Here is a 22,643-nt window from a genome sequence, read left to right on the forward strand (position 1 = left end):
CCGACCGGGGCCGAAATTCAATTTTTCGTCAGATTTGCAGGGTGATGCAGTGCCGACCAAGGTCGGCACCCACTGGCATGGGTGGCGCCGGGCCATGCCCGGCAGCTCCATCAGCTGTAACGTGCCTTCAGCATCGTCCAGGCCGAACGCAGGGCCAGGGCTTCGCCACCGGCCGGGCGGCCCGGGCGCTCGCCATCGTTCCAGGCATACACGTCCAGATGTGCCCAGCGCTGTCCGTCTTCCAGGAAGCGTTCCAGGTACAGCGCGGCGGTGACCGAGCCGGCCATGCGCGAACCGGCATTGGCCAGGTCGGCGATACCGCTGCTCAGGTAACGCAGGTACGGACGCCACAGCGGCATGCGCCACACCGGATCACGGGTGGCATCGCCGGCCTGCAGCCACTGCTGGGCCACCGTGTCATCGTTGCTGAACAGCGCCGGCAGATCCGGACCCAGCGCGATGCGCGCCGCGCCCGTCAGGGTAGCGAAGTCCAGCACAAGGTCCGGCTTCTGCTCACCGGCGAACGTCAGCGCGTCGCACAGGATCACCCGACCTTCGGCATCGGTGTTGTCGATCTCCACGCTCAGGCCCTTGCGGGTGGCGATCACTTCGCCCGGACGGAAGGCATCCGGGCCGATCGCATTTTCCACGGCCGGTACCAGCAGGGTCAGGCGCACCGGCAGCTGCTGGGCCATCACCAGCCCGGCCAGGGCCAGCGCGTGGGCGGCGCCGCCCATGTCCTTCTTCATGTTGCGCATGCCATCGGCCGGCTTGATGTCCAGGCCGCCGGTATCGAAGCACACGCCCTTGCCGACCAGCGCCAGCGCCGGGTCGGTCTCCTTGCCCCAGCGCAGCACGATCAGCCGCGGCGCACGGTGCGAGGCACGGCCCACCGCATGGATGGCCGGGAAGTTCTGCGCCAGCAGTTCGTCGCCGGTGATGGCTTCAACCTGCGCACCATGCGCTTCAGCCAGGGCACGCGCGGCGTCTTCCAGCTGCTGCGGGCCCATGTCTTCGGTCGGCGTGTTGACCCAGTCACGCACGCGCAGGCTGGCGGCGATCAGGTCGGCCACCTCACCGGTCGGTGCGGCAACAAGCTGGGCCGGCGCGCGGTTGCGCTTGCGGTAGCGGTCGAAGCGGTAGCTGCCCAGGCCCCAGCCCAGCTGCAGCAGTGCCTGCTCGGCGGCCGGCAGTTCGCTGGCCAACTGCCACACGCTGCCTTCCGGCAGGGCATGCGGTGCATGGGCGTAGCTGTAGGCATCGGCACGATCGCCAACGCCGATCACCGCGCCAGCCAAGCCATCGGCGCCGGGCAGCAGCGCAACCGAATGCGCGCCCGCAGTGAAGCCCTGCGACTTCAACCACGCCTGGGTGGCAGCGGATTGGTTGTTCTTCCACGCCTCGAACTGGCTGCGGTCCAGCACGTGCAGCGGCAGTGCGGCGGTGGTGTCGGCGGTGAAGCCAGTGATCTCGCTCATGCGTCAGGTACTCCGGGATGCGTCAGCGTCGGCGGCGTCGAGGTTGGCATCGAGCCAATCGGCCAGGCCGGTGAGGGTGTCGAACTGCAGGTCAGGCTGCAGCTGCGGATGGTTCCAGGTGGCCGCTTCACGGTTGATCCAGCAGCCGCGCAGGCCGGCAGCCATCGCGCCGGCCACGTCCATCTCGACGTGGTCGCCCACGTGCAGCACCTGCGCCGGGGCGACGCCCAAGCGGTCGCAGGCAGCGTGGAAAATGCTCGCTTCCGGCTTGGCCGCGCCATGCTCGCGCGCGCCCAGCTGGAAGCTGAAGTGATGGGCCAGGCCGATCCGTTCCAGATCGGCGTTGCCGTTGCTCAACGCGACCACCGGCACCCGCGCGGCGATACGCGCCAGTGCGTCGAGCGCATCGGGGTAGCACTCCACCTGGTTGCGCGCGGCGTAGAACACTTCATACGCCGGTTCCAGAAGATCCAGGCTGGCGCCACTGTTTTCCAGCGCCTCCTGGATCGTCAGCCGGCGCAGCGCGCTCAGGTCGAAATGCAGGTGGGGGTTGTCGCGGAACGAGCGCTCGCGCAGTTCGCGCAGGGCCGCCACCGGATACATCGCGGCGGTGGCGGGGCTGTGTTCGCGCATCCAGTTGAACAGGACCTGGTCGATGCGGGCGCCGATCGGAGCGAACGGCCACAGCGTATCGTCGAGGTCGAGGGTGATGGCAAGGACAGGGAATTTCACCCCGCCATTCTACGCCTGCCCGCGCGGGCTTTCATGCGCGCGGCGGGCAGGCGCTGCCGCCGTCAGTGGCTGCGCAGGTCGTAGGAGCAGTACAGGACGGTCTGGCCATCGACGCGATCCACGCTCAGATCATGCCTGCCCACTTCGCGCCGGTAGCCACCGGCCACCGGCGGCGGCATCTTCGCCAAGGCGGCGACCTTGCTGATTTCCGCGCTGCCGAAGTACGCCGTGTAGCTGTCCACGCCATCCTCGCCGCTGGAGCCGTCGTAGGAGGTCACATGGGTCACCGGCAGGCCAAGCACCATCAGCGGCGAGGCCAGTGTGTAGCCGTCGTCGTACTCGTCCCTGGTCTTGGCCCCGGCGGGCATCAGCACCTTGGCCATGGCATCGAACTGTTCGGGCGTGAGATGGCGCTGGCAGGTAATGGCCTCCACCAGCTGGGTGCGGGCCACTTCCGCGCTGGGCGGGGCCGCGGCGAAGGCGGGGGCGGCCAGGCAGGTCAGGGCGAGGCATCGACGCGCGAAAGAGAACATGGGGAGGGTTCCATCCTGGGAAAAAGCGGGCGCATATTCTGCCAGCCTTCGCCGTCCCACCGTTCCTCTCCCCGCACGCCCGTGGATGGAGCGCGCCTCACTCCAGCAGCCGCGCCCAGCCGTGCATGCCGTCCAGCCGCGCCAGCACCAGCTTGATGCAGACCAGCAGCGGCACCGCCAGCAGCAGGCCGATCATGCCCCAGGCCCAACCGAACACCATCAGCGCCAGGATCAGCACCAGCGGTGACAGTTTCATCTGCCGGCCAAGCACGATCGGCGTCACCAGCTGCCCTTCCAGGGTATGCAGGGCCAGGTAGGCGGCCGCAGGCAGCAGTGCCTGCAGCGGGTCGCGGAACTCGACGAAGCCCATCAGCAGCATCAACGCGACGCCGAGCAGCGGGCCGACATAGGGAGCGAAATTCAGCAGCGCCGCCACGGTTCCCCACAGCAGCGCCTCCTGCAGGCCGATGCCCAGCAGCATCAGCACCCCGGCCAACAGCAGGCCGACCACCGTGTTGATCACGCTGATGGTCAATACGTAGCGCGACACCTCATGCTCGATCGAGCGCAGGATGTCACTGGTGAAGCGCTGCTGCTGCCGGTTCGGGAACAGCGCGATCGCTGCACGCTGCAGGCTCTGGCCGTAGATCATGAAGAACAGCGTCAGCAGCACGACGGCCAGCACCGAGGCGGCCAAGCGCGGCGCACGGGTGAGCATGCGGTAGGGGTCGTCCAGCTGGGTGCGGATCACCTGCACCTTGCGGTTACCGTCGCCGCCGGCCACGCGCGCGAAATTCTCTGCGGCCTGGTTGGCCTGCTGCACCGGCTTGGTCAGGTCCTGCACTTGGCGGGCGACTTTGCGTAGCTGCTGCGGTGCTTCCTGTGCCCAGTCCATCGCCGGGCCGATCAGCTGCACCGCCAGCGCACCGGTCACGCCCAAGCCGGCGCCCAGCACCAGCAGGGCGCCGAGCGCGCGCGGAATCCACAGTTTCTGCAGCAGGCGCAGGATGGGGTTGCCGACCAGGGCGAAGAACATCGCCAGCAGGACCGGCAGGATGATGTCCTGCGCCGCCCACAGGGTGAACGCCACGGCCAAGGTCGCCAGGATCACCAGCGACATCGGGCCACGTGGGCGCGAGGGGGGCGGCAGGGGTGCGGACTCGTCCGGCGCAGGCGACGACGGGGACAACAGGGACTCGCTCATCGACGCACCGACCAGAAAGAGAAGCCCATTATCGGCCCGCCGCGATCAACGCGGCGGGTAAGGTTCGTCAACGTTCGGACAACTCGGTCGCCGCTTCGGCGGGACGGGGCTCATGCAGCTCGGGCTCGGCCACCGGGCGTGCTGCCGGTCGTGCCGCGGCAGCGGATGGCGGCCCGGCCGCTTCATCCACCTGGTCGGCGGCATCGTCTGCGGTTTCCGCCGCCTGCGCCGCCACCACCGAAGCAAACGCGGCCTGGGCGCTGGCGAACAGGCTGGACACCGAACCGACCATCTGCAGCCAACGCGCTCCGTTGACCTTGCCCGGAACCTCCAGCTTGCCGGCGATGAACCCGCCGGCCAGACCCACCACCACGATGCGCAGCGGTGACCAGCCCTGTCGCCAGACCTGGCTGAGCACGTTCCAGTGGTCCTGGGTCTCGCCAAGGCGCACGGCCATCACCTGTTCGCAACGTTTCACACGCCGCTGCAGCGCACCGAACTTCATGGCTTGCCCTCCGGAATCTGCACGCCGGCATCGGGATCATCATCGGTGGGCTCATCGAACAGGCCCAACCGGGACAACTGACGCCGGGTGGCGTGCATGCCGGTGTGGTGGAAGAAGTACGAAACGCGCCAGATCGCATAGCCGGTGACGGCCAGACTCAGCAACGAGGTGATCAGCAGGGCCTGCAGCCAGCTCAGGCCGAAGCTCTGCAGCAGGGCGATGAGGGTAGCGGCCAGCAGCAGCCAAGCCGACGCACCGAACACGATGGCGACGCCGGCCCAGGCCAATGCACGCCCGAATGCGCTGCGCGCCAGCGCGAAGTCCGCCGACGCCAACCGGCGCAGCGAACGCAGCGAGTGCTTGGCCGAATCGGCAGTCGCCCGGCCGGCTGCGCCGACCTGGCGGATGCTTTCGTCCAACGGCGGCGTGGCCGCCGGATCAGGACGTTGCGTGGTGTCTTCGCTCACGCCGCAGCTTACTTGTCGCTGCCGCGGGCCAGCTTGGCGATGATCCAGCCGGTAGCGAAGGCCACGCCGAAAGAGGCCAGCGGACGTTCGCGGATCAGCTCAGCAGCGCTGTCGATCAGGTCCTTGCCCTTGTCCATCAGTGCGTCGACCTGTTCCTTGGCGGCGGCACCACCGAACTCGGCAGCAGCCAGGCCCGACAGCGCGCTGTCGGAAAGTTCAGCCTTGACGTTGGCCTTGCCGATGCGCAGTTCATCGGTCGCGGCGCCGGTAGCGCCCTTGATCGCACCGCCGGCAGCGCTGGCGGCCTGCTTCAGGTGGGAACCGGCTTCACCCAGGTGGTCCTTCAGGTTCTCGGTATTGGTGGGGCTCATCGAATCACTCCTGTTGCGATGGGGGAACGGGCGATCGGCGCTTGGCCGACCTGGACGTACAGCAATAGCATCACGTGGGTATAGGGGGCGTTACGGCCAGGCGATCAGCGCATCACCAACTGGCCCTGCTGCTGCCCATTGTTGCGCAGCACGCGCAGCACCAGGGTGGGCGGGCGCTGCTGGAAATTGGCGCGCCAGCTGGCCAGGTCGGCGAACTCGCCCACCGTGGCATCGGTGATGATGTCGCCCTGCTGCAGGCCGTTGGTCGCAGCGCGGCTGCCGCGCTTGACCTCGCTGACCAGCACGCCGCCCACCCCGGACTGGCGCAGCGATTCCGGCAGGTCGACGAAGCTGGCACCGGTCAGGCGCGGGTCCAGGCTCTCGCCGCTGACCACGCGCGCCTGTTCCTTCAGCGTCGCCTTGATCTGCAGCGGCTTGCCTTCGCGGCGAACGTCCAGGGTCAGCACGCTGCCCACCGCCGCCAGGCCTTCCACGTTGTGCAGTGCTTCGGCACTGTCCACACGCTGGCCGTTGGCCGAGACCACCACGTCGCCCGGTTTCAATCCCGCAGCGGCACCGGCCGAACCGGCCAGCACGCGGGTTACCAGGGCGCCACGGGTTTCGCCCAGGCCCAGGCCCTGCGCGATCTGCGCGCTCAGGTTCTGGCTTTCGATGCCCAGCGTGCCGCGCACCACCACGCCATGCTTGACCAGCTGGTCCACCACGCTGCGGGCCAGGTTCGAGGGAATGGCCAGGCCCAGGCCGATGTTGCCGGCCATGCTGCCCTGCGGATTGAAGCTGGCGGTGTTGATGCCCACCAGCTGGCCCTGCAGGTTGACCAGCGCGCCACCGGAATTTCCCGGGTTGATCGATGCATCGGTCTGGATGAAGTTCTGGTAGCCCAGCCCGCGGATGCCACTGCGGCCCACCGCCGAGACGATGCCCGAGGTGACCGTCTGGCTGAAACCGAACGGATTGCCGATCGCAACCACGAAGTCGCCCACCCGCAGCTGGTCGCTGTTGCCCAGCTTGATGTCGGTCAGGTTCTGCGCCGGAATGCGGATCAGCGCGATGTCGGTGTCGCGGTCCGAGCCGAGGAACTCTGCCTTTACCGTGCGCCCATCCGCCAGTGTCACCTGCACGTCATCGGCATTGTCGATGACATGGTGGTTGGTCAGCACCAGCCCTTCGGTGGCATCGATGATGACGCCCGAACCGAGTGACTCGTTGATCCGCTCCTGCGGGATGTCCGGGAACAGGCGTCGGAAGAACGGGTCGTTGAAGAACGGGTTGCGTACCCGCACCACCTGCTTGGTGTTGACGCTGACCACCGCCGGCATCGCTTTTTCCAGCATCGGTGCAAGCGAAGGCACCGCCTGCCCGGCGACTGCGGCCGGCAGCGCTGCGGAGGTGGGCAGTACCGCCGGCAGCGGAGCGGCGTCGGCACGGTTGTCCAGGTGCGCATTGAGGCCGGTGGCAACGAAGCCGCCGAAGGCAGCGGCGATTGCGAGCGTAAGCAGGGTGGGAAGCGGTCGCATGGGAGTCGGTTCGCAGGCTGAGGTAGGGGCCATTGACGCATACGGTAGAACAAGCTGAATGAGTGTGTCGCGATCTGGATAAATGCCCCATGAAAATCCGACCCGCGCCGAGGGCGCCGGAAAGCCGACGCGCGCACCAAAACGCTGTTCGCGACAGCCGCGAGCGAGCGCCGCAAGGCATGCCGGCAGCGCCTTGATACACCGTGACACTTGCGCAGTTCCGCGCATCCCGACCTTGCGATGACGCTCAGTGCTACGCGGATGTGTGGCTGCCGCCAGTGCCTGCATCGGTACCCCAGCAACCGGCAGGCTGTGCAGCACACTGCTTAAAAAAAGGGATTTCCTGACTGCGGGGCGCGTCAGCGGCCGCCATCGCTTACATCAGTTGCGTCGCACCGGATGCGATTGACCAGGCGTGCCCGTTCCACGATAGCCATTGTCGGTATAGCATCGCCCCGTTTTGACAATCCAGGCCCCTAGGAGGGCAACATGAGCAACGGTAATGGTGTGTCGGTCGTGACCGACGCCGTCGAGAACGTGAAAGAAACCGCCACCAACGTCGGCGAGACCATCGCCCACGCCGCCGAAGACGCAGTGAAGTCGGTCAAGAAGACCGTCAAGCGCGCCCGCAAGGCTGCCACCACCCGCGTCGCCAAGGCCAAGAAGGTCGTGGCCAAGGTCGAGAAGACCGTTGCCAAGAAGGCCGAGAAGGCCGCCAAGTCGGTCGGCAAGACCGTCGCCAACGCCAAGAAGAAGCTGGAAGCGGCCAAGAAGAACGCCAAGGCCGAAGCTGCTGCCCTGAAGAAGGAAGTGGCCAAGAAGAAGGCGGCTGCCGGCAAGACCGTGACCAAGAAGGCTGCTGCTGCCAAGAAGACCACCAAGGCTGCCGGCAAGAAGGTCGCCACCGTGAAGAAGGCCGCCACCAAGAAGGTTGCGACCGCCAAGAAGGCTGTGGCCAAGAAGACCGCTGCTGCCAAGAAGGTTGTCGGCAAGAAGGTCGCTACCGCCAAGAAGGCTGTAGCCAAGAAGACCGTGGCCGCCAAGAAGGTTGCCGGCAAGAAGGTCGCTACCGCCAAGAAGGCTGTGGCCAAGAAGACTGTCGCTGCCAAGAAGGTCGTCGGCAAGAAGACCGCTGCTGCCAAGAAGGTTGTCGGCAAGAAGACCGTCGCTGCCAAGAAGGTTGTCGGCAAGAAGACCGTCGCTGCCAAGAAGGTCGTCGGCAAGAAGACCGCCGCTGCCAAGAAGGTTGTCGGCAAGAAGACCGCCGTCGCCAAGAAGGTTGTCGGCAAGAAGGTCGCCGCTACCCGCAAGACCGTCGCCAAGAAGGCTGCACCGCTGAAGAAGGCTGTGGCCAAGAAGGCTCCGGCCAAGAAGGCCGTGCGCAAGGCTGCCAAGCGCAAGTAATCGCGCGTGGTTCGAAGGCCCTTCCGCTCATCGGGCGGGAGGGCCTTCTGCGTTTTCGGGGGCGCTCATCCGCGCCTGACGTGGATCTGCGGCAGCAGGCTGGGGCAAGATGAAGGTCTTCCGCAGGAGCTGTAACCATGCGCGGTATCGATTTCAGTTCCTGGCAGGGCGTGCTGTCCACCCTGGCCGGGTTGGTCCTGATCACCCTGCTCGGCGTGGGTATCCGCCTGCTGGTGATGCAGACCCTGCAGCAGCGCCGCGAACGCGAGAACCGCCAGATCAACGAGCGGCTGCGTACCTTGATGGCGGCCTACAAGACGCTGGGCGGCTCCTTCACCGGTGAGCTGGGGGTCGATCCAACCCACCTGCGCGACCTGCGCCAGCGGGCCCACGAAGAAGGCATCGCCGAGCCGGGCTCGGATCGGGCCCGGCGCATCCGCGATGCGGTCGAAGCGGCCTTGTCGGACATCCTGCTGCTGGGCACCGACGAGCAGGTACGGCTGGCCGCGCGCGCTGCCAGTGAACTGGCACAGGGGCGTGCGGTGCACACATACGAACTGGTGATCTCGCTGCGCGACTTCGTCCGCGAGGCGCTGGACCTTGCGCCGGTACCGGCCGACCTGGAGATCCCGCGCCAGGGGCCTACCCGCCCTGCGGGCAGCGGTGGCGGAAGTGGCAAGGGCCGCAACGAGGGCGAAGCCAAGGGCGGTCGCACCGGTGGAGGTGGCGGCGGCATGGGTGCCGGAATGGGCGGGCTGGGTGTTGGTGCAGGTGCTGCGCTGGGTGCCGGCCACGCGGCCGGTGAGGATGAAGCGGGCGCCCGCTGAGGACGCCCGCGCGGGTCAGCGCTTGAGTTCGAAGATCGGTTCGAATCCGCCGTAGATCATCCGTGCACCGTCGAACGGCATGGGATTCTTCGACGGGTCCAACCGCGGGTCTTCCATCATTTTCTGCATGCCTGCATCGCGGGTGGCCTTGTCCGGCCACTCGATCCAGGAAAACACCACTGTTTCCTCCGCCGTGGCTTTCACCGCGCCGAAGAAGTCGGTGGTCTTGCCGTGCGGCACGTCATCGCCCCAGCACTCGACCACGCGCAGTGCCCCATATTCCAGGAACACCACGTCGCCGGTACGGGCGTGGGCGAGGAATTTCTCCTTGTTGGCGGTCGGCACCGCCAGTACGAAACCATCGATGTAGCTCATCGCTTGCCTCCGGAATGGACCGTGCCAGGTGCACGGCCTTCATTGAGTCGACGCTTCACGGTGCGGCAAATCGACATCGGCTGCCGTCTCGTTGATATCGAAGCGCGTGCGCGTACCGCGCGCGTATGCCTGAGCCTTGCTGAATCAATGCAAAAAATTCAGCAATGCGAAGACTGCTGTTTTCAGGGAGCGTTGTGGCGAATAACGGAGAATTTACATTCCCGATGCGATGGCGCCCTGGCGCTGCTGCACACCATAAGAAAGTAAAGGTGTACCCCCATGAAGAATTCGCTGATTGCTCTGGCTCTGGCCGCTGCCCTGCCGTTCACCGCTTCGGCCGCCGAGAACCTGTCCTACAACTACGCCGAGGCCGACTACGCCAAGACCGACGTTGACGGCATCAAGGCTGATGGCTGGGGCGTGAAGGGTTCCTACGGCTTCCTGCCGAACTTCCACGCTTTCGGCGAATACAGCCGTCAGGAAGTCGACCACACCAACATCAAGGTTGACCAGTGGAAGGTCGGTGCCGGCTACAACGTCGAAATCGCTCCGTCGACCGACTTCGTTGCCCGCGTCGCCTACCAGAAGTTCGACCAGAAGCACGGCCTGGATTTCAACGGCTACAGCGCTGAAGCCGGTATCCGTACCGCGTTCGGTGCCCACGCTGAGGTCTACGGCTTGGTCGGTTACGAAGATTATTCGAAGAAGCACGGCGTCGACATCGACAGCCAGTGGTACGGCCGTCTGGGTGGTCAGGTCAAGCTGAACCAGAACTGGGGCCTGAACGGCGAGCTGAAGATGAACCGCCACGGCGACAAGGAATACACCGTCGGCCCGCGCTTCAGCTGGTAATCGCACCGCGGCGCAGTCCTGCGCTGCTTGTGCCTCGACAGGCCCGGCTCATGCCGGGCCTGTTTCGTTGTGGGGAACTGGAACGCCATCTGACTGCCCGGTGCGGAAAGATGTTGCGTTGCAATAAATTGGATTCCGCTGCCTGCGATCCCGACCTACGGTGGGCTTTCCGTACATCCGGATCTGCCGCAATGCCGCTTGTCGTTCCCGCTCTGCTCCCTGACCAGCCTTGCCGCCTGGCACTGCTGGCCCCGCATCCGGTACTGCGATTGGGCGTGGAAGTGGTGCTGCGCCAGCACGGCGGCGTGCAGGTCTGCGGCAGCGTTGCCGACGAACGCGCGCTGCTGGACCTGCTGCAACGCAACCTGGGCGGCATCGACCTGCTGTTGATCGATGCACTGCTGCCCGGCGATGCCGGCGATGGGCTGGCCCTGCTGCGCAGGCTGTCGCAGCGCTGGCCGCTGCTGCCGGTGCTGGTGCTGTCCGGGCATTGCAACGCCAGCACGGTTACCACGGCAATGCAGGCCGGTGCGCGCGGATTCCTGTCCAAGGCGACATCGGCAGAGATGTTGTTGCGCGCGGTCGATGTCGTGGCAAGTGGAAGGCGCTTCGTGCCACCGGAATTGCGCGCGCAATTGAACAGGCCGCGCATGCGGCGCACGCCGGCACCCGTGCTGGCGCCGTTGAGCCGGCGCGAGCGCGAGGTACTCAGGCTGGTCCTGCAGGGCTGCAGTACCGGTGAAGTCGCATTGCGGTTCGGCCGTTCGGCCAGCACTGTCAGCACGCAGAAGCGCACGGCCTACCGGAAGCTCGGCATCCACAGCGATGGCGAGCTGTTCCGCATCCGCCACCTGCTTGAATGCGGCTGAGCGGTCTACTCGCCCTGATACTGCTTTTCTTCCACCAGCGCCGAACCGGCGACGCGGTTGATCTCGTTCTTCACCTGCACGCGTTCGCCGTTGGTGCCGTACACGCCGCGCGCCAGCTGGATGAACGCTTCGTCGAACACCTGCGCCGCTTCCTTGTCGCGCAGCTGGTCCTGGATCTCCCACATGCGCTCGTTGATGGCCTTCAGCTGCGTCTTCATCGCGGCCAGTGCCGGCTGCGCGTCAAGCTGCTGCTGCAGCAGCGGCAGCAGGCCGTCAAGCTCGGTGCGCACGTTGGCCAGCTTGGTCGCATCGTCGATGCGCTCGGCCTTGATCTCGAGAATGGTGATCTTGTCGATCAGCTCGCCGATCGATACCGGGGTCAGGATGGCGTCCACGTGGTTGGTTCCTGGAAATAGGCCCGCATGATACCGCGCTCACCGTAGCGCGGATTTACGCTGAATTTGCGCTGGCACGGCAGCATCGCCATCGAACCGTTACGGCCATGCCATCGACACTGCCGTCCCGGCGGACAGACCGCCTTCGACGAGGAAGTGAGTGCAGTGAAGAGCAAGGGGATGATCGTGGCCAGCGCGGCCGCACTGGCGGGGCTGCTGTGCGCCGGCAGCGTGCAGGCGCAGGTGCAGGTGAGTGGCACGGCGGCATTGACCAGCGACTATGTCTGGCGTGGCAGCTCGCAGAGCGAGGGCGATCCGGCCGCGCAGGTGGGGGCAAAGGTGACGGTGGGTTCGGGCTGGTATGCCAGCGCCTGGGGCTCGAATGTCTCGTTCACGCCGGACAGCGGGGCACGCAGCGAGTTCGATCTCGTCGCCGGCTGGTCGGGCGCGCTGTCGCCGGACTGGAGCCTGGATGCGAACCTCACCCGGTATGTCTATCCGGGCACCGGCCGCGCACTGGACTGGACCGAACTCAATGTCACCACCACCTGGAAGCAACGCGCCTGGCTGCAGGTTGCCCACTCCAACGATGCGCTTGCCGGCGGCCGTCGCGGCACCTACGCGCAGCTGGGCGTGCGGGTGCCGTTGAGCGAGCGCGTGCGGTTGGAAGCGGCGGTGGGGCAGTACTGGCTGGCTACCGCGCAGGGGCCGGACTACCTGCATGGCCAGCTCAGTGCCATCGCCACGCTGACGCCGGCCTGGGAACTGCGCGCCACCGTGCATGACACCGACAGCGCCGCCAAGCGGCTGTTCCCGGGCAATGCCGGTGGACGCTGGGAACTGGCGCTGCAGGGCAGCTTCTAGTCGGCCGATGTTGCCTGGCGTGTGCGCCAGGCACTGGGCAGCCACACCAGCAGGGCCAGTACCGCCACCGCGGTACCGGCCACGCACACGCCGGTCCAGCCGCAACGCTGGTAGACCTGCGCCGACAGCAGCGAGCCCAGCGAGCCACCGATGAAATAGCCGGTCATGTAACCGGCATTGAGGCGGTTGCGTGCCTCCGGCTGCAGCGCGTAGATCAGGTTCTGGTTGCTGACATGCAGCAGCTGCGCGGCCAGGTCCAGCACCACCACGCCGACCAGCAGTGCCAGCAGCGAATGCGCCGACAGCCCCAGAGGCAGCCAGGACAGCAGCAACAGCACCAGCGCAATGGCCGTGGCCCGGCCGGTCTGGCCACGATCCGACATGCGCCCGGCCAGGCCGGCGGCCAGCGTACCGGCGGCACCGACCAGCCCGAACAGGCCGATGGTGGCGTCGCTGTAGGCATACGGCGGCTGCGCCAGCAGGAATGCCAGTGGCGTCCAGAAGATCGCGAACATCGCAAAGCTGCACGCGCCGAGCAGTGTGCGTTGGCGCAGCACCGGTTCCTGCAGGAACAGCGTGCCGATCGAGCGCAGCAACGCGAAGTAGCCGAGCCCGGCAGTGTGGTGGAAACGCGGCAGGCCGCGCTGCAGGGCCAGTGCGGTCAGCACCAGCGTACCTGCAGCGATCGCGTAGACCAGGCGCCAGTCGCCCAGGCTCGACAGCAGCCCGGCCACGGTGCGTGCCAGCAGGATGCCCAGCAGCAGCCCGCTCATCAGCGTGCCGACCACGCGGCCGCGATGCTCCGGTGCGGCCAGGGTGGCGGCGAACGGCACCAGTACCTGCGCCACCACCGAGAACAACCCGGTGATCGCGGTACCGGCCAGCAGCCATGGCAACGACGGCGCGCACGCGCTGATCACCAGTCCGCTGGCTGACAACAAGGTCATCACCACGATCAGCCGGCGGCGCTCGAACAGATCACCCAACGGCACCAGCAGGATCAGGCCAGCTGCGTAGCTCAACTGCGCAGCGGTCACCACCATGCCGACCTGGCCGAAAGGCACGCCGAAGGCATCGGCGATGGTATGCAGCAACGGCTGCGCGTAGTAATTGCTGGCCACCGCGACGCCGGTGGCGACCGACATCAACAGGATCTGCCAGCGCTGCAGGGGAGGAAGGGAAGGAGACACGCGATGTTCCGTGAAGCAGGGCAACACAGTGTCTGCCTGCTGCGGTCATGATGGAAATGAATCATCATCATCCCTGTCATCTGAAATTGAGATACCGGTGTGAACCTCAAGCAGCTTGAGTTCGCCGTGGCCCTGGCTGAAGAGGGCAACTTCACCCGTGCGGCCGCGCGCTGCCACGTCGTGCAGTCGGCCTTGAGCCACCAGATCGCCCATCTGGAGCAGGAGCTGGGCACGACGTTGTTCGAGCGGCTGCCGCGCCAGGTGCGCGCTACGGCCGCGGGCGAAGCGTTGCTGGTGCACGCCCGGCAGGTACTGGCCAGCCTGCGCCACCTGCGTGCCGACGTCGCTGCCGTCAGTGGTGAAGTGCGCGGCCTGCTGGCGATCGGGCAGATCTCGTCGCTGACCGGCGTCGACGTGGTGGCCATGCTGGCTGCCTTCCAGCAGCAGCACCCGCAGGTGGAGTTCCAGTTGCGGGTGGACAAGAGCGAGACCCTGCTGGAGCAGGTGCAGTCGCGTGCACTGGACGTGGCGCTGGTGGGGCTGGCGCCGTCGGCCGATCTTGAGGGCGTCTGCCACCAGATGCTGCAGGAAGAGGATCTGGTGGCCGTGCTGGCGCCGCAGCATCGGCTGGCCACGCGCCAGCGGCTGCCGTTGGCGGCGCTGCAGGATGAGGCCCTGGTCGATTTCCCGCGGGGGACCGGCGCGCGCCGGCAGACCGATGATGCGTTCGCCGCAGCGGGCCTGCCGCATCAGGTGCGTTTCGAGGTCAACCTGATGGAACTGGTCGAGCGCTTCGTCCGCCACGGCCTGGCGGTGGGCATCGTGCCGGTGCTGATCGCCGACGGTTTCAAAGGGGTGGTGCAGGTGCCGCTGCAACCGACCCCGACCCGGCGCGTACATCTGGTCTGGCAGCGCCTGCCGACGCCGGCCGCACGCGCCTTCGTCGATGCCGTTCTCAGCCGCGCAGGCGCAGGCTCAGGCCCTTGAGGAAGTTGCGCAGCATCTGGTCCAGGCAGCGCCGATAGTTCTTGTGGCCGGGCTGGCGGAACAGCGCGCCGAGTTCGGATTTGGAGACATTGAAGCCGATGCTGGTGAAGATCTCCATCATGTCGACATCGCGCAGCTGGAAGGCCACGCGCAGCTTCTTCAACACCAGGTTGTTGTCGATGCGGGTTTCCACCGCGCGCGGCGCCTGGCCCTCATCGTGACCGCGCAGGTGCAGGATCAGGCCATCGAGGAAGTGCGCCAGCGCACTGTCGCTCATCGGCTGGAAACCCGGCTCGTCTTCACGCAGCAACCAGGCCTTGGCCTGGTCGACATCCACTTCGAACGCCGGATCGGCCATCTGGCACAGGGTGACCACGTGGTGGTCGCCGAGGTCCAGGGAGTAGCGCACGCTGCGCAGTACATCATTATTGATCATGGCCCATTGTACCGGCCCTGCGGCTGTAACCGGACTGTCACCGGATTGCAGCATCGTGAGCGCTGTTCTGCAGGGATTCCCTCTGATGCGCCGGTACCTTCTCTCCATTCTGCTGGTCGCCAGCAGCTTCGCCGCCACCGCCCAGGACCGTTTCGTGCCCGTGGAGCAGCGTCTCAGCGCGGCCCAGCTGGCCGAAGTGGGCCTGGACGCGACCCAGCTGCAGACCCTGAACCGTGTGCTGCGCGAGGCCGAGGCGTCGATGCCTGCCCCCGCCCGGCCGCCCGTCGCCGCGAGCACCGGCGCGCCGTTGCCGGCCAACGTTCCCGCCCCGGCGGCGATGCACCTGGGCCTGGAAGAGGGCCCGGTCAGCGCCCGCGTGGTCGGCGACGTTGCCGGCTGGGAGCCGGGCACGGTGTTCACCCTCGACAACGGCCAGCAGTGGCAGGTGATGAAGGGCCAGATGAAGCTGCGCAAGACCCTGCAGGCACCGCAGATCGAGGTGATTCCGGGTATCGCCGGACGTTGGTTCCTGCAGGTCGACGAAGACCTGCCGAAGGCACGCGTGTTCCGCCTGCGCTGACCGCGCGCATCGCAGCAGGCCGATCAGGCAACGCAGCCGCGGACCGACGGTGCCAGAATGGCGGTCTGGTTTCCCACGGAGTTGTCTGATGACCCGAACCGTCCTGATTACCGGTGCCACTTCCGGCTTCGGCGCCGCTGCCGTACACCGCTTTGCCCAGGCGGGCTGGAAAGTGATCGCCACCGGCCGTCGCAGCGAACGCCTGCAGCCGCTGGTCGAGCGTTATGGCAAGGAGGTGGTGCACGCGGCCGTGTTCGACGTGCGTGATCCAGTCGCGATGGAAGCGGCACTGCTGGCGCTGCCGCCGGCTTTCGGCGACATCGACCTGCTGGTCAACAATGCCGGTCTCGCCCAGGGCACCGCGCCGGCGCAAAGCGCCAGCCTGAAGGACTGGACGACGATGATCGACACCAACATCACCGCGCTGGTCACCCTGACCCATCGCCTGTTGCCGCAGCTGGTGGAGCGCAAGGGCGCCATCATCAACATTTCGTCGGTGGCCGGTGTCTATCCGTATCCGGGCGGCAACGCCTATGGCGGCACCAAGGCCTTCGTCAGCCAGTTCTCGCTGGGCCTGCGTTCGGACCTGCACGGTACCGGTGTACGCGTGACCACCATCGAACCGGGCATGGCCGAAACCGAGTTCACCGTGGTCCGCACCCATGGCGACCAGGTTGCGTCCGACAAGCTGTACACCGGCGCCAACCCGATGACCGCCGAAGACATCGCCGAGCAGATCTTCTGGGTGGCGAGCCTGCCCCCGCACCTGAACATCAATCGCCTGGAACTGATGCCGGTCAGCCAGTCGTTCGCCGGTTTCCAGGTTGCCCGCGAGAGCTGATCCGCTGTCTGCAGCGTCGAGCCCGGCGCTGCACGGGCAAAAAAAAAGCCGGGCAATGCCCGGCTTTTTTCATCATGCCCGCACGCTTACTGCGCCTTGATCGCCATCGCCTGCAGGCCGGTGCCATCCAGCTTTTGCTTGGCTTCGGAAAGCTCACCGGCGGTGCCATAGGGCCCCATGCGTACGCGGTACACGGTCTTGCCGTTGATCTGCGCCGACTCCACGCGTGCTGCCAGGCCCATCATCGCCAGCTTGGCCTTGGTCGCTTCGGCATCGCCGGAAGCGCCGAATGCACCTGCCTGCAGGATGTAGCGGGCATTGTCGGCCGGTGCCGGGGCTGCTGCAGCGCTGGCGGTGGCCGGCGCGGTTTCGCTGCGTGCCGCAGGAGCGGCGGCAACGGTGCTGGCGCTGGCCGGCGCGGTGGTGGCGGCCGCTGGCGTGGCGGTCGTCGGACGTTCACTCACCGGCGTCGGCAGCGGACGGCTGGTGGCGGTCACCGGGGCGGTGCTGGCAACGCTTGCAGTCGCCGCAGGTGCCGTGGCCGCAGCCGCCGGCACCGGCTTGCCTTCCAGTGCTGCCTGCGCGCGTTGCGCTTCGGCCTTGCTCCGGCGCTGTTCCTCGGCGCGCGCGCTGGCGGCCAGTTCGGCGTCGGACATCTCCACTTCCTTGCCAGGCAGCAGGGTGTAGAAATCGTACTGGGTGGCCGCCGGCTTTTCCGGCTCAGCCGGCTTCGGCGTGGCCGGCTGTGCAGCCGGCTGGGTGCCGACATCGCTTTCGCCATCGGCTACCGGCGCCGGCTGCGCGTTCGGGTTCGGCTGCGGACCGGCGCGCAGGAAGCCATCGCCCTCGCCCTTGAACAGGTTCGGCGCCGCCAGGAACACCACGGCGGCGATCGCCACGCCGGCAACCAGCCACACCCATCCGGGCGTGCCTTGGCTGCTGTTGCGCCGAGCCTGTGTCTTGCCGCGTCGTGCTGCCATGTCTACTGCGTCTCCTGAGACTTACATTTTTTCCGGGGCGGAAACGCCCAGGAGGTCGAGGCCATTGGCCAGTACCTGGCGCGCCGCGCAGGCCAGGGTCAACTTGGCATTGCGATCGGTCGCGTCATCCACCAGCACCGGTGTCCCGTGATACCACGTGTGGAACGCGTGCGCCAATTCGCGCAGGTACTGCGCGACCTGGTGCGGTTCCAGCGCCACACCGGCCGCTTCCACCACTTCCGGATAACGCGAGATCTCGTTCATCAGGGCCAGCGATGCGTCATCGGCCAGGCGGCCCAGGTTGGACAGACCGGTGCCCTGTTCGTAGACCAGGCCCTTCTCCTGCGCCTGGCGCAGCAGGCTGCAGACACGGGCATGCGCGTACTGCACGTAGAACACCGGGTTGTCGTTGCTCTGCTGACGGGCCAGATCGATGTCGAAGGTCAGCTGCGAATCGGGCTTGCGCGCGATCAGGAACCAGCGGGTCGCGTCGCGGCCGGCTTCTTCGATGAGGTCGCGCAGGGTGAAGTAGCTGCCGGCACGCTTGGACAGCTTCACTTCCTCGCCGCCGCGCATGACGGTGACCATCTGGTGCAGCACGTACTCCGGCCAGCCCTGCGGGATGCCCACTTCCATGGCCTGCAGGCCGGCACGCACGCGCGCCAGCGAACCGTGGTGGTCCGCGCCCAGCTCGGTGATCGCACGCTCATAGCCGCGCTGCCACTTCGACAGGTGGTAGGCCACGTCCGGCACGAAGTAGGTGAAGGTGCCGTCGGACTTGCGCATGACGCGGTCCTTGTCGTCACCGAAGTCGGTGCTGCGCAGCCACAGCGCACCGCCTTCTTCATAGGTATGGCCCGACGCCTGCAGCTTGGCCACCGCCTCGGCCACCTTGCCATCGGCGTACAGCGAGCTTTCCAGGAAGTAGATGTCGAAATCCACGCCGAACGCGGCCAGGTCCAGATTCTGCTCGTTGCGCAGGTAGGCCACGGCGAAGCGACGGATCGCCTGCATGTCGTCCGGGTCCTTGGCGCCGACCACGAGGGTGCCTTCCAGGTCGACGCTGGCGCCGGTCATGTAGGCACGTGCCACATCGGCGATGTAGTCGCCGCGGTAGCCGCCTTCCGGCCAGCCTTCCTGGTCCGGAGCGATGCCCTTCACTCGTGCCTGGGTCGACAGCGCCAGGTTCTCGATCTGCACGCCGGCATCGTTGTAGTAGAACTCGCGCTTGGCGTTCCAGCCATTGGCATCGAGTACGCGTGCCACGCAGTCGCCGATGGCCGCTGCGCGGCCGTGGCCGACATGCAACGGACCGGTCGGGTTGGCCGACACATACTCCACGCCCACCGTGCGGCCATTGCCGGACAGGTTGCGGCCGTAATCGGCGCCTTCCTTGATCACGGTGACGGCTTCACGCTGGTACGCGGCCGGTGCCAGGTGGAAATTGATGAAGCCCGGGCCGGCGATCTCGACCTTGCTGACGTCTTCGCTGCGCGGCAGCGCCTCGACAAGCGCCTGTGCCAATGCGCGCGGATTGCTGCGCGCGGCTTTGGCCAGCAGCATCGCGGCGTTGGTAGCGAAGTCGCCATGGTCGCGGGTCTTCGGGCGCTCGACCACGAAGTCCGGCGGCAGGGAGTCGACGGGCAGGGTGCCATTGGCGCGCAAGGCTTCGATGCCTTGGCTGATCAGGGCGCGGAGGAGATTTTTCACGAGGCCTGCTGTGAGAATGAGCGGCGGAATCGCCCATTTTAGCGCAGATGCCGGCCGCAACGCTGACCGAGGCCTGCCTGCCAGGGCACGCGGAGCCGCCTGCTGCTGCGGGGCTCATCGCATCGGTCGGGCTCGAAGCGGCGGTAGAAGACCCCGTTCAGCAAACGAAACGGGACGCCCCTCGCCCACCACGAAGTGGTCCAGCAGGCGGACGTCGACCAGTGCGAGGGCCCGTTGCAGCTCCTCGGTGATCTGCGCGTCGGCCGTCGACGGTTCCGGGTCGCCGGAGGGATGGTTATGGCTGAGGATGACCGCGGCGGCGTTGTGCAGCAGCGCTCTGCGCACCACTTCGCGGGGATAGACCGGGGCTGCGTTTATCGTTCCGGCGAACAGTTCCTCGCAGGCGATCAGGCGGTGGCGGTTGTCCAGGAACAGCACCACGAACAGTTCGCGTGCCTGCCCGCGCAGGCGGTGCTGCAGGTAGCGGCCAACGGCGGCAGGGTTGTCGCCGACGGCTTCGCCCTGCTGCAGTTCAGCGGCCAGATAGCGGTGGGCCAGTTCCAGCCCCGCAGCCAGCGTGCAGCTGCGCGCCGGCCCCAAACCGGGAAGTCTCGACAGTTCGCGGGCGGGGCGGTCCAGCAGCACCCGCAGTGGACCGTGGGCGAGCAACAGGTCGCGCGCAGTCTGTACCGCGTCCCGGCCGCCAATGCCGGAACCCAGGAACAGGGCCAGCAGTTCGGCGTCGGACAGTGACGCGGGACCCCGGGCCAGCAGCTTCTCGCGGGGGCGCTCTTCTTCGGGCCATTCATGGATGGGCATGGCTCCCATCATGGCGATCCTCGCCGGCCGGCCCCATAAGCCCTTGCCGTGCCCGTGGGTCGGTCAAGTCCTCAGTCGCGGCGGGTCTGCAGGTAGTCGTAGAGCTCCTGGTTCGTCTGCAGGCCCAGTTTGCGCATGGCTTCGGCTTTCTGCCGGCTGATCGTCTTCGGGCTGCGCCCGCTGCGGTCGGCGATGGCATTGATGCTCAGGCCGTCGGTCAGCAGTTGAAGCACTTCCAGTTCGCGTGTCGACAAGGCGGTCGGCGGGTGCGGAAACAGCAGATCGCGCGCCTGCAGGTGGCGCCGCAGGTGATGGGAGACGAATACCTGGCCTGCCATGGCCGCATGCAGAGCCTGGGCCAGCTCGGGGAAGTCGGCGCTCTTGTCGACCAGGCCGTGTACGCCATCGCGTAGCAGGCCATCGAGCAGCCCCGGGTGCCTGGCCCCGGTCAGCACCACCACGGGAAGGCCGGGGTGGCGTTCGCGCAGCACGGCCAGCAGTTCGGGACCATCCGGGCCGGGGCCGGGCATGGACAGGTCGGTGAGTACGGCATGGCAGGGCTCCTGTACCAGCAGCTGCAGCAGCCCGGCGCCGTCAGCGGCGGCTCCGGCTACATCCATCTGGTGACGCTCAAGCACGATTCGGATGCCGTGCAGGACGACCGGATGGTCGTCGGCAATGATGATGCGCGGTTGCACGGGGAACTCCTCGGAAATCGAACGGCACACCAGGGTGGCCAGTGACGATTCTGCAAAGCGGGGACGGGAAGAGGTATAGGAAAGTTCCGAAACGGTGTGCCGCAAACGCGGAAAACTCCCCGGACCACCGCCCATGTGCTGATAGCCGCCCGCTATGTGCTGCGTGCACCAGGACGTTGCTGGCCTTCGGGTAAGCTAACGCCCTCGTTTGCACAGGAATTCCAGGTGGCTGATTCTCCCAACGCTTCCCCGACGCGGATCCGCGCGCTGGAAGGCCAGAAACTGCTCTTGTGTGTCGGCGGCGGGATCGCGGCGTACAAGGCCCTGGAACTGGTCCGGCGCCTGCGTGATGCCGGTGCGCTGGTTCAGGTGGCGATGACGGCCGGCGCCCAGCAGTTCGTCACGCCGCTCAGCTTCCAGGCCCTTTCCGGCCAGCCGACCCGCACCACGTTGTGGGACAGCGCTGCCGAACAGGCCATGGGCCACATTGAACTGGCACGCTGGGCCGATCGCATCGTGATCGCGCCGGGCACGGCCGATCTGCTGGCACGCCTGGCCCAGGGCCACGCCGACGACCTCGTCAGCACTTTGTGCCTGGCCAGCACCGCGCCGCTGACCGTGTGCCCGGCGATGAACCATCGGATGTGGCTGCATCCGGCCACCCAGGCCAATATCGCCCTGCTGCGCCAGCGTGGCGCGCAGGTGATCGGTCCGGTCGATGGGCCGCTGGCCGAAGGCGAGTCCGGCCCTGGCCGTTTGGCCGAACCGGGCGACATCGTCGCCGCCCTGGTTGCCAACGGCAGCGCTGGACCGGCTGCTGGAGCGGCACCGGAAACGCGCGCCCTGCAGGGCCTGCGCCTGCTGATCAGCGCTGGCCCGACCTATGAAGACATCGATCCGGTGCGTTATGTGGGCAACCGCAGCAGCGGCAAGATGGGTTACGCCCTGGCCGCCGCCGCCGCCGGGCTGGGTGCCCAGGTGGTGCTGGTCAGTGGCCCGGTGCAGTTGCCGACGCCGGCCGGCGTGCAACGCATTGATGTGCGCTCTGCCGCGCAGATGCGCGAAGCGGTGCTGAATGCGCTGCCGGCCGACATCTATATTGGTGCTGCCGCCGTTTCCGATTACACCCCGCGCCAGGTCGCCGCGCAGAAGTTGAAGAAGACCGCCGACAGCCAGTCGCTGGTGATCGAGCTGGTGCGCACCCCGGACATCCTGGCCGAGGTTGCCGCGCAGACGCAGTCGTTGAAGCTGGTGGTCGGCTTTGCCGCCGAGACCCACGATGTGGAGAAGTACGCGCGCGGCAAACTGGTCGACAAGCGCCTGGATCTGGTGATCGCCAACCAGGTGGGCATCAGCGGCGGTGGTTTCGAAAGCGACAACAACGCCGCCACGGCCTTCTGGCAGGATGGCGAACAGGTATTCCCGGCTACTTCCAAGCGTGAGCTGGCCGAACAACTGCTGGCGCTGATCGCGCGGAGACTTCAGGCATGACCGAGGCAAACAACACCCACGGATTCTTCCCGCAACCGTTGCAGGTCAAGCTGCTCGACCCGCGCTTCGGCGACAGCTGGCCGCTGCCGGCCTATGCCACCGAAGCCAGCGCCGGCATGGATCTGCGCGCGGCGCTGGAAACCGCGCTGACCCTGCAGCCGGGCGATACCGCACTGGTCCCCAGCGGGCTGGCCATCCATATCGCCGACCCGCATCTGTGTGCGGTGATCCTGCCGCGTTCGGGCCTGGGCCACCGCCATGGCATCGTGCTTGGCAATGGCACCGGCCTGATCGACGCCGACTACCAGGGGCCGCTGCTGATCAGTGTCTGGAACCGTGGCCGCGAGGTCTTCACCATCGAGCCGGGCGATCGCATCGCGCAGTTGGTGGTCGTGCCGATTGCCCGCGTCAGCCTGCAGGTGGTGGATACTTTCACCGACAGCGTGCGGGGAACGGGTGGATTCGGCCATACCGGGGTGCGTTGACAGGGGACATCG

The 22,643-nt window shown here is 66.9% G+C and carries 26 protein-coding genes; 10 read left to right on the top strand and 16 right to left on the bottom strand.

All coding sequences use genetic code 11. The features are described 5' to 3' along the window. Window positions 1-110 precede the first annotated feature (110 nt). From AC1DKR_RS07950 to AC1DKR_RS07985, 8 genes are all read right to left on the bottom strand, one after another. Complete coding sequence (locus AC1DKR_RS07950) at window positions 111-1,478, bottom strand: leucyl aminopeptidase family protein (RefSeq protein ID WP_223483447.1); 1,368 nt, start codon at window positions 1,476-1,478, stop codon at window positions 111-113. 3 nt (window positions 1,479-1,481) lie between these two features. Continuing rightward, window positions 1,482-2,210 (bottom strand): HAD family hydrolase, encoded by a 729-nt coding sequence (locus AC1DKR_RS07955; protein ID WP_478032147.1) that lies wholly within the window; start codon window positions 2,208-2,210, stop codon window positions 1,482-1,484. Between the two features lie 62 nt (window positions 2,211-2,272). Further along, a complete protein-coding gene (locus AC1DKR_RS07960; RefSeq protein WP_032978295.1) occupies window positions 2,273-2,743 on the bottom strand; it encodes a hypothetical protein in 471 nt (156 codons plus the stop codon). A 97-nt stretch (window positions 2,744-2,840) separates the two neighbouring features. Then, window positions 2,841-3,947: an AI-2E family transporter gene (locus AC1DKR_RS07965; protein ID WP_025878356.1), complete on the bottom strand. Its 1,107-nt coding sequence runs from the start codon at window positions 3,945-3,947 to the stop codon at window positions 2,841-2,843. A 67-nt stretch (window positions 3,948-4,014) separates the two neighbouring features. Further along, window positions 4,015-4,452 carry a protein sip-5 gene (locus AC1DKR_RS07970; protein WP_363734339.1) on the bottom strand — a complete coding sequence of 146 codons (438 nt, stop codon included), beginning with the start codon at window positions 4,450-4,452 and terminating at the stop codon, window positions 4,015-4,017. Continuing rightward, window positions 4,449-4,919 (bottom strand): phage holin family protein, encoded by a 471-nt coding sequence (locus AC1DKR_RS07975; protein WP_025878358.1) that lies wholly within the window; start codon window positions 4,917-4,919, stop codon window positions 4,449-4,451. Before AC1DKR_RS07975 ends, AC1DKR_RS07970 begins: the two co-directional genes overlap by 4 nt. An 8-nt stretch (window positions 4,920-4,927) precedes the next feature. After that, window positions 4,928-5,290 (bottom strand): hypothetical protein, encoded by a 363-nt coding sequence (locus AC1DKR_RS07980; RefSeq protein ID WP_025878359.1) that lies wholly within the window; start codon window positions 5,288-5,290, stop codon window positions 4,928-4,930. Window positions 5,291-5,394: 104 nt separating this feature from the next. Further along, window positions 5,395-6,828, bottom strand: a complete 1,434-nt coding sequence (locus tag AC1DKR_RS07985) for a Do family serine endopeptidase (RefSeq protein WP_025878360.1) — start codon at window positions 6,826-6,828, stop codon at window positions 5,395-5,397. Between the two features lie 489 nt (window positions 6,829-7,317). Between AC1DKR_RS07985 and AC1DKR_RS07990 the strand changes: the two genes are divergently transcribed. Together AC1DKR_RS07990 and AC1DKR_RS07995 are read left to right on the top strand one after the other, a co-directional pair. Further along, window positions 7,318-8,232, top strand: a complete 915-nt coding sequence (locus tag AC1DKR_RS07990) for a histone (protein WP_363734342.1) — start codon at window positions 7,318-7,320, stop codon at window positions 8,230-8,232. Window positions 8,233-8,369: 137 nt separating this feature from the next. Then, window positions 8,370-9,059 carry a hypothetical protein gene (locus tag AC1DKR_RS07995; protein ID WP_312108962.1) on the top strand — a complete coding sequence of 230 codons (690 nt, stop codon included), beginning with the start codon at window positions 8,370-8,372 and terminating at the stop codon, window positions 9,057-9,059. Window positions 9,060-9,074: 15 nt separating this feature from the next. On the opposite strand, the gene AC1DKR_RS08000 is transcribed toward AC1DKR_RS07995, so the two are convergent. Next, complete coding sequence (locus AC1DKR_RS08000) at window positions 9,075-9,434, bottom strand: DUF1428 domain-containing protein (RefSeq protein WP_223497518.1); 360 nt, start codon at window positions 9,432-9,434, stop codon at window positions 9,075-9,077. A 279-nt stretch (window positions 9,435-9,713) separates the two neighbouring features. Here AC1DKR_RS08000 and AC1DKR_RS08005 point away from each other — a divergent pair, with 279 nt between their 5' ends. Next, window positions 9,714-10,286, top strand: coding sequence for an OmpO family porin (locus AC1DKR_RS08005; RefSeq protein ID WP_025878364.1), 573 nt, complete (start codon window positions 9,714-9,716; stop codon window positions 10,284-10,286). A gap of 191 nt (window positions 10,287-10,477) precedes the next feature. Beyond that, a complete protein-coding gene (locus AC1DKR_RS08010) occupies window positions 10,478-11,155 on the top strand; it encodes a response regulator (protein ID WP_312786448.1) in 678 nt (225 codons plus the stop codon). 5 nt (window positions 11,156-11,160) lie between these two features. On the opposite strand, the gene AC1DKR_RS08015 is transcribed toward AC1DKR_RS08010, so the two are convergent. Next, complete coding sequence (locus AC1DKR_RS08015) at window positions 11,161-11,550, bottom strand: DUF6165 family protein (protein ID WP_223497520.1); 390 nt, start codon at window positions 11,548-11,550, stop codon at window positions 11,161-11,163. Between the two features lie 165 nt (window positions 11,551-11,715). On the opposite strand from AC1DKR_RS08015, the gene AC1DKR_RS08020 reads away from it, so the two are divergent. Beyond that, the gene (locus tag AC1DKR_RS08020) at window positions 11,716-12,414 is read left to right on the top strand and encodes a TorF family putative porin (protein WP_223497521.1); all 699 of its coding nucleotides are present in this window, start codon (window positions 11,716-11,718) and stop codon (window positions 12,412-12,414) included. On the opposite strand, the gene AC1DKR_RS08025 is transcribed toward AC1DKR_RS08020, so the two are convergent. Further along, window positions 12,411-13,559, bottom strand: a complete 1,149-nt coding sequence (locus AC1DKR_RS08025; RefSeq protein WP_478032187.1) for an MFS transporter — start codon at window positions 13,557-13,559, stop codon at window positions 12,411-12,413. The genes AC1DKR_RS08020 and AC1DKR_RS08025 overlap by 4 nt on opposite strands. Before the next feature lie 144 nt (window positions 13,560-13,703). Between AC1DKR_RS08025 and AC1DKR_RS08030 the strand changes: the two genes are divergently transcribed. After that, on the top strand, window positions 13,704-14,591 hold the full coding sequence (locus AC1DKR_RS08030) for a LysR family transcriptional regulator (protein ID WP_363734347.1): 888 nt from the start codon (window positions 13,704-13,706) through the stop codon (window positions 14,589-14,591). Here AC1DKR_RS08030 and AC1DKR_RS08035 read toward each other — a convergent pair. Further along, window positions 14,560-15,027, bottom strand: a complete 468-nt coding sequence (locus AC1DKR_RS08035; RefSeq protein WP_033832824.1) for a YehS family protein — start codon at window positions 15,025-15,027, stop codon at window positions 14,560-14,562. The genes AC1DKR_RS08030 and AC1DKR_RS08035 overlap by 32 nt on opposite strands. An 85-nt stretch (window positions 15,028-15,112) precedes the next feature. On the opposite strand from AC1DKR_RS08035, the gene AC1DKR_RS08040 reads away from it, so the two are divergent. Then, the gene (locus tag AC1DKR_RS08040) at window positions 15,113-15,607 is read left to right on the top strand and encodes a hypothetical protein (RefSeq protein WP_313251602.1); all 495 of its coding nucleotides are present in this window, start codon (window positions 15,113-15,115) and stop codon (window positions 15,605-15,607) included. A gap of 88 nt (window positions 15,608-15,695) precedes the next feature. Then, on the top strand, window positions 15,696-16,448 hold the full coding sequence (locus AC1DKR_RS08045) for an SDR family NAD(P)-dependent oxidoreductase (RefSeq protein ID WP_025878372.1): 753 nt from the start codon (window positions 15,696-15,698) through the stop codon (window positions 16,446-16,448). 86 nt (window positions 16,449-16,534) lie between these two features. Here the strand turns inward: AC1DKR_RS08045 and AC1DKR_RS08050 are convergent, their stop codons facing one another. The 4 genes from AC1DKR_RS08050 to AC1DKR_RS08065 all read right to left on the bottom strand — a co-directional run bounded on the left by AC1DKR_RS08050 (window position 16,535) and on the right by AC1DKR_RS08065 (window position 20,655). Beyond that, window positions 16,535-17,428, bottom strand: a complete 894-nt coding sequence (locus tag AC1DKR_RS08050) for an SPOR domain-containing protein (RefSeq protein ID WP_428704063.1) — start codon at window positions 17,426-17,428, stop codon at window positions 16,535-16,537. Window positions 17,429-17,449: 21 nt separating this feature from the next. Beyond that, the gene (gene argS, locus AC1DKR_RS08055; RefSeq protein ID WP_312787502.1) at window positions 17,450-19,138 is read right to left on the bottom strand and encodes an arginine--tRNA ligase; all 1,689 of its coding nucleotides are present in this window, start codon (window positions 19,136-19,138) and stop codon (window positions 17,450-17,452) included. Window positions 19,139-19,252: 114 nt separating this feature from the next. Continuing rightward, the gene (gene radC, locus AC1DKR_RS08060) at window positions 19,253-19,957 is read right to left on the bottom strand and encodes a RadC family protein (RefSeq protein WP_312111696.1); all 705 of its coding nucleotides are present in this window, start codon (window positions 19,955-19,957) and stop codon (window positions 19,253-19,255) included. 71 nt (window positions 19,958-20,028) lie between these two features. Beyond that, a complete protein-coding gene (locus AC1DKR_RS08065) occupies window positions 20,029-20,655 on the bottom strand; it encodes a response regulator (protein WP_428704062.1) in 627 nt (208 codons plus the stop codon). A gap of 225 nt (window positions 20,656-20,880) precedes the next feature. On the opposite strand from AC1DKR_RS08065, the gene coaBC reads away from it, so the two are divergent. Together coaBC and dut are read left to right on the top strand one after the other, a co-directional pair. Then, the gene (gene coaBC, locus AC1DKR_RS08070; protein WP_313251261.1) at window positions 20,881-22,146 is read left to right on the top strand and encodes a bifunctional phosphopantothenoylcysteine decarboxylase/phosphopantothenate--cysteine ligase CoaBC; all 1,266 of its coding nucleotides are present in this window, start codon (window positions 20,881-20,883) and stop codon (window positions 22,144-22,146) included. Next, the gene (gene dut, locus AC1DKR_RS08075) at window positions 22,143-22,631 is read left to right on the top strand and encodes a dUTP diphosphatase (protein ID WP_442244035.1); all 489 of its coding nucleotides are present in this window, start codon (window positions 22,143-22,145) and stop codon (window positions 22,629-22,631) included. The genes coaBC and dut overlap by 4 nt, the downstream gene beginning before the upstream one ends. The last annotated feature ends 12 nt before the right edge of the window (window positions 22,632-22,643 follow it).

The sequence above is a fragment of the Stenotrophomonas sp. 01N47 genome, from assembly GCF_056399165.1.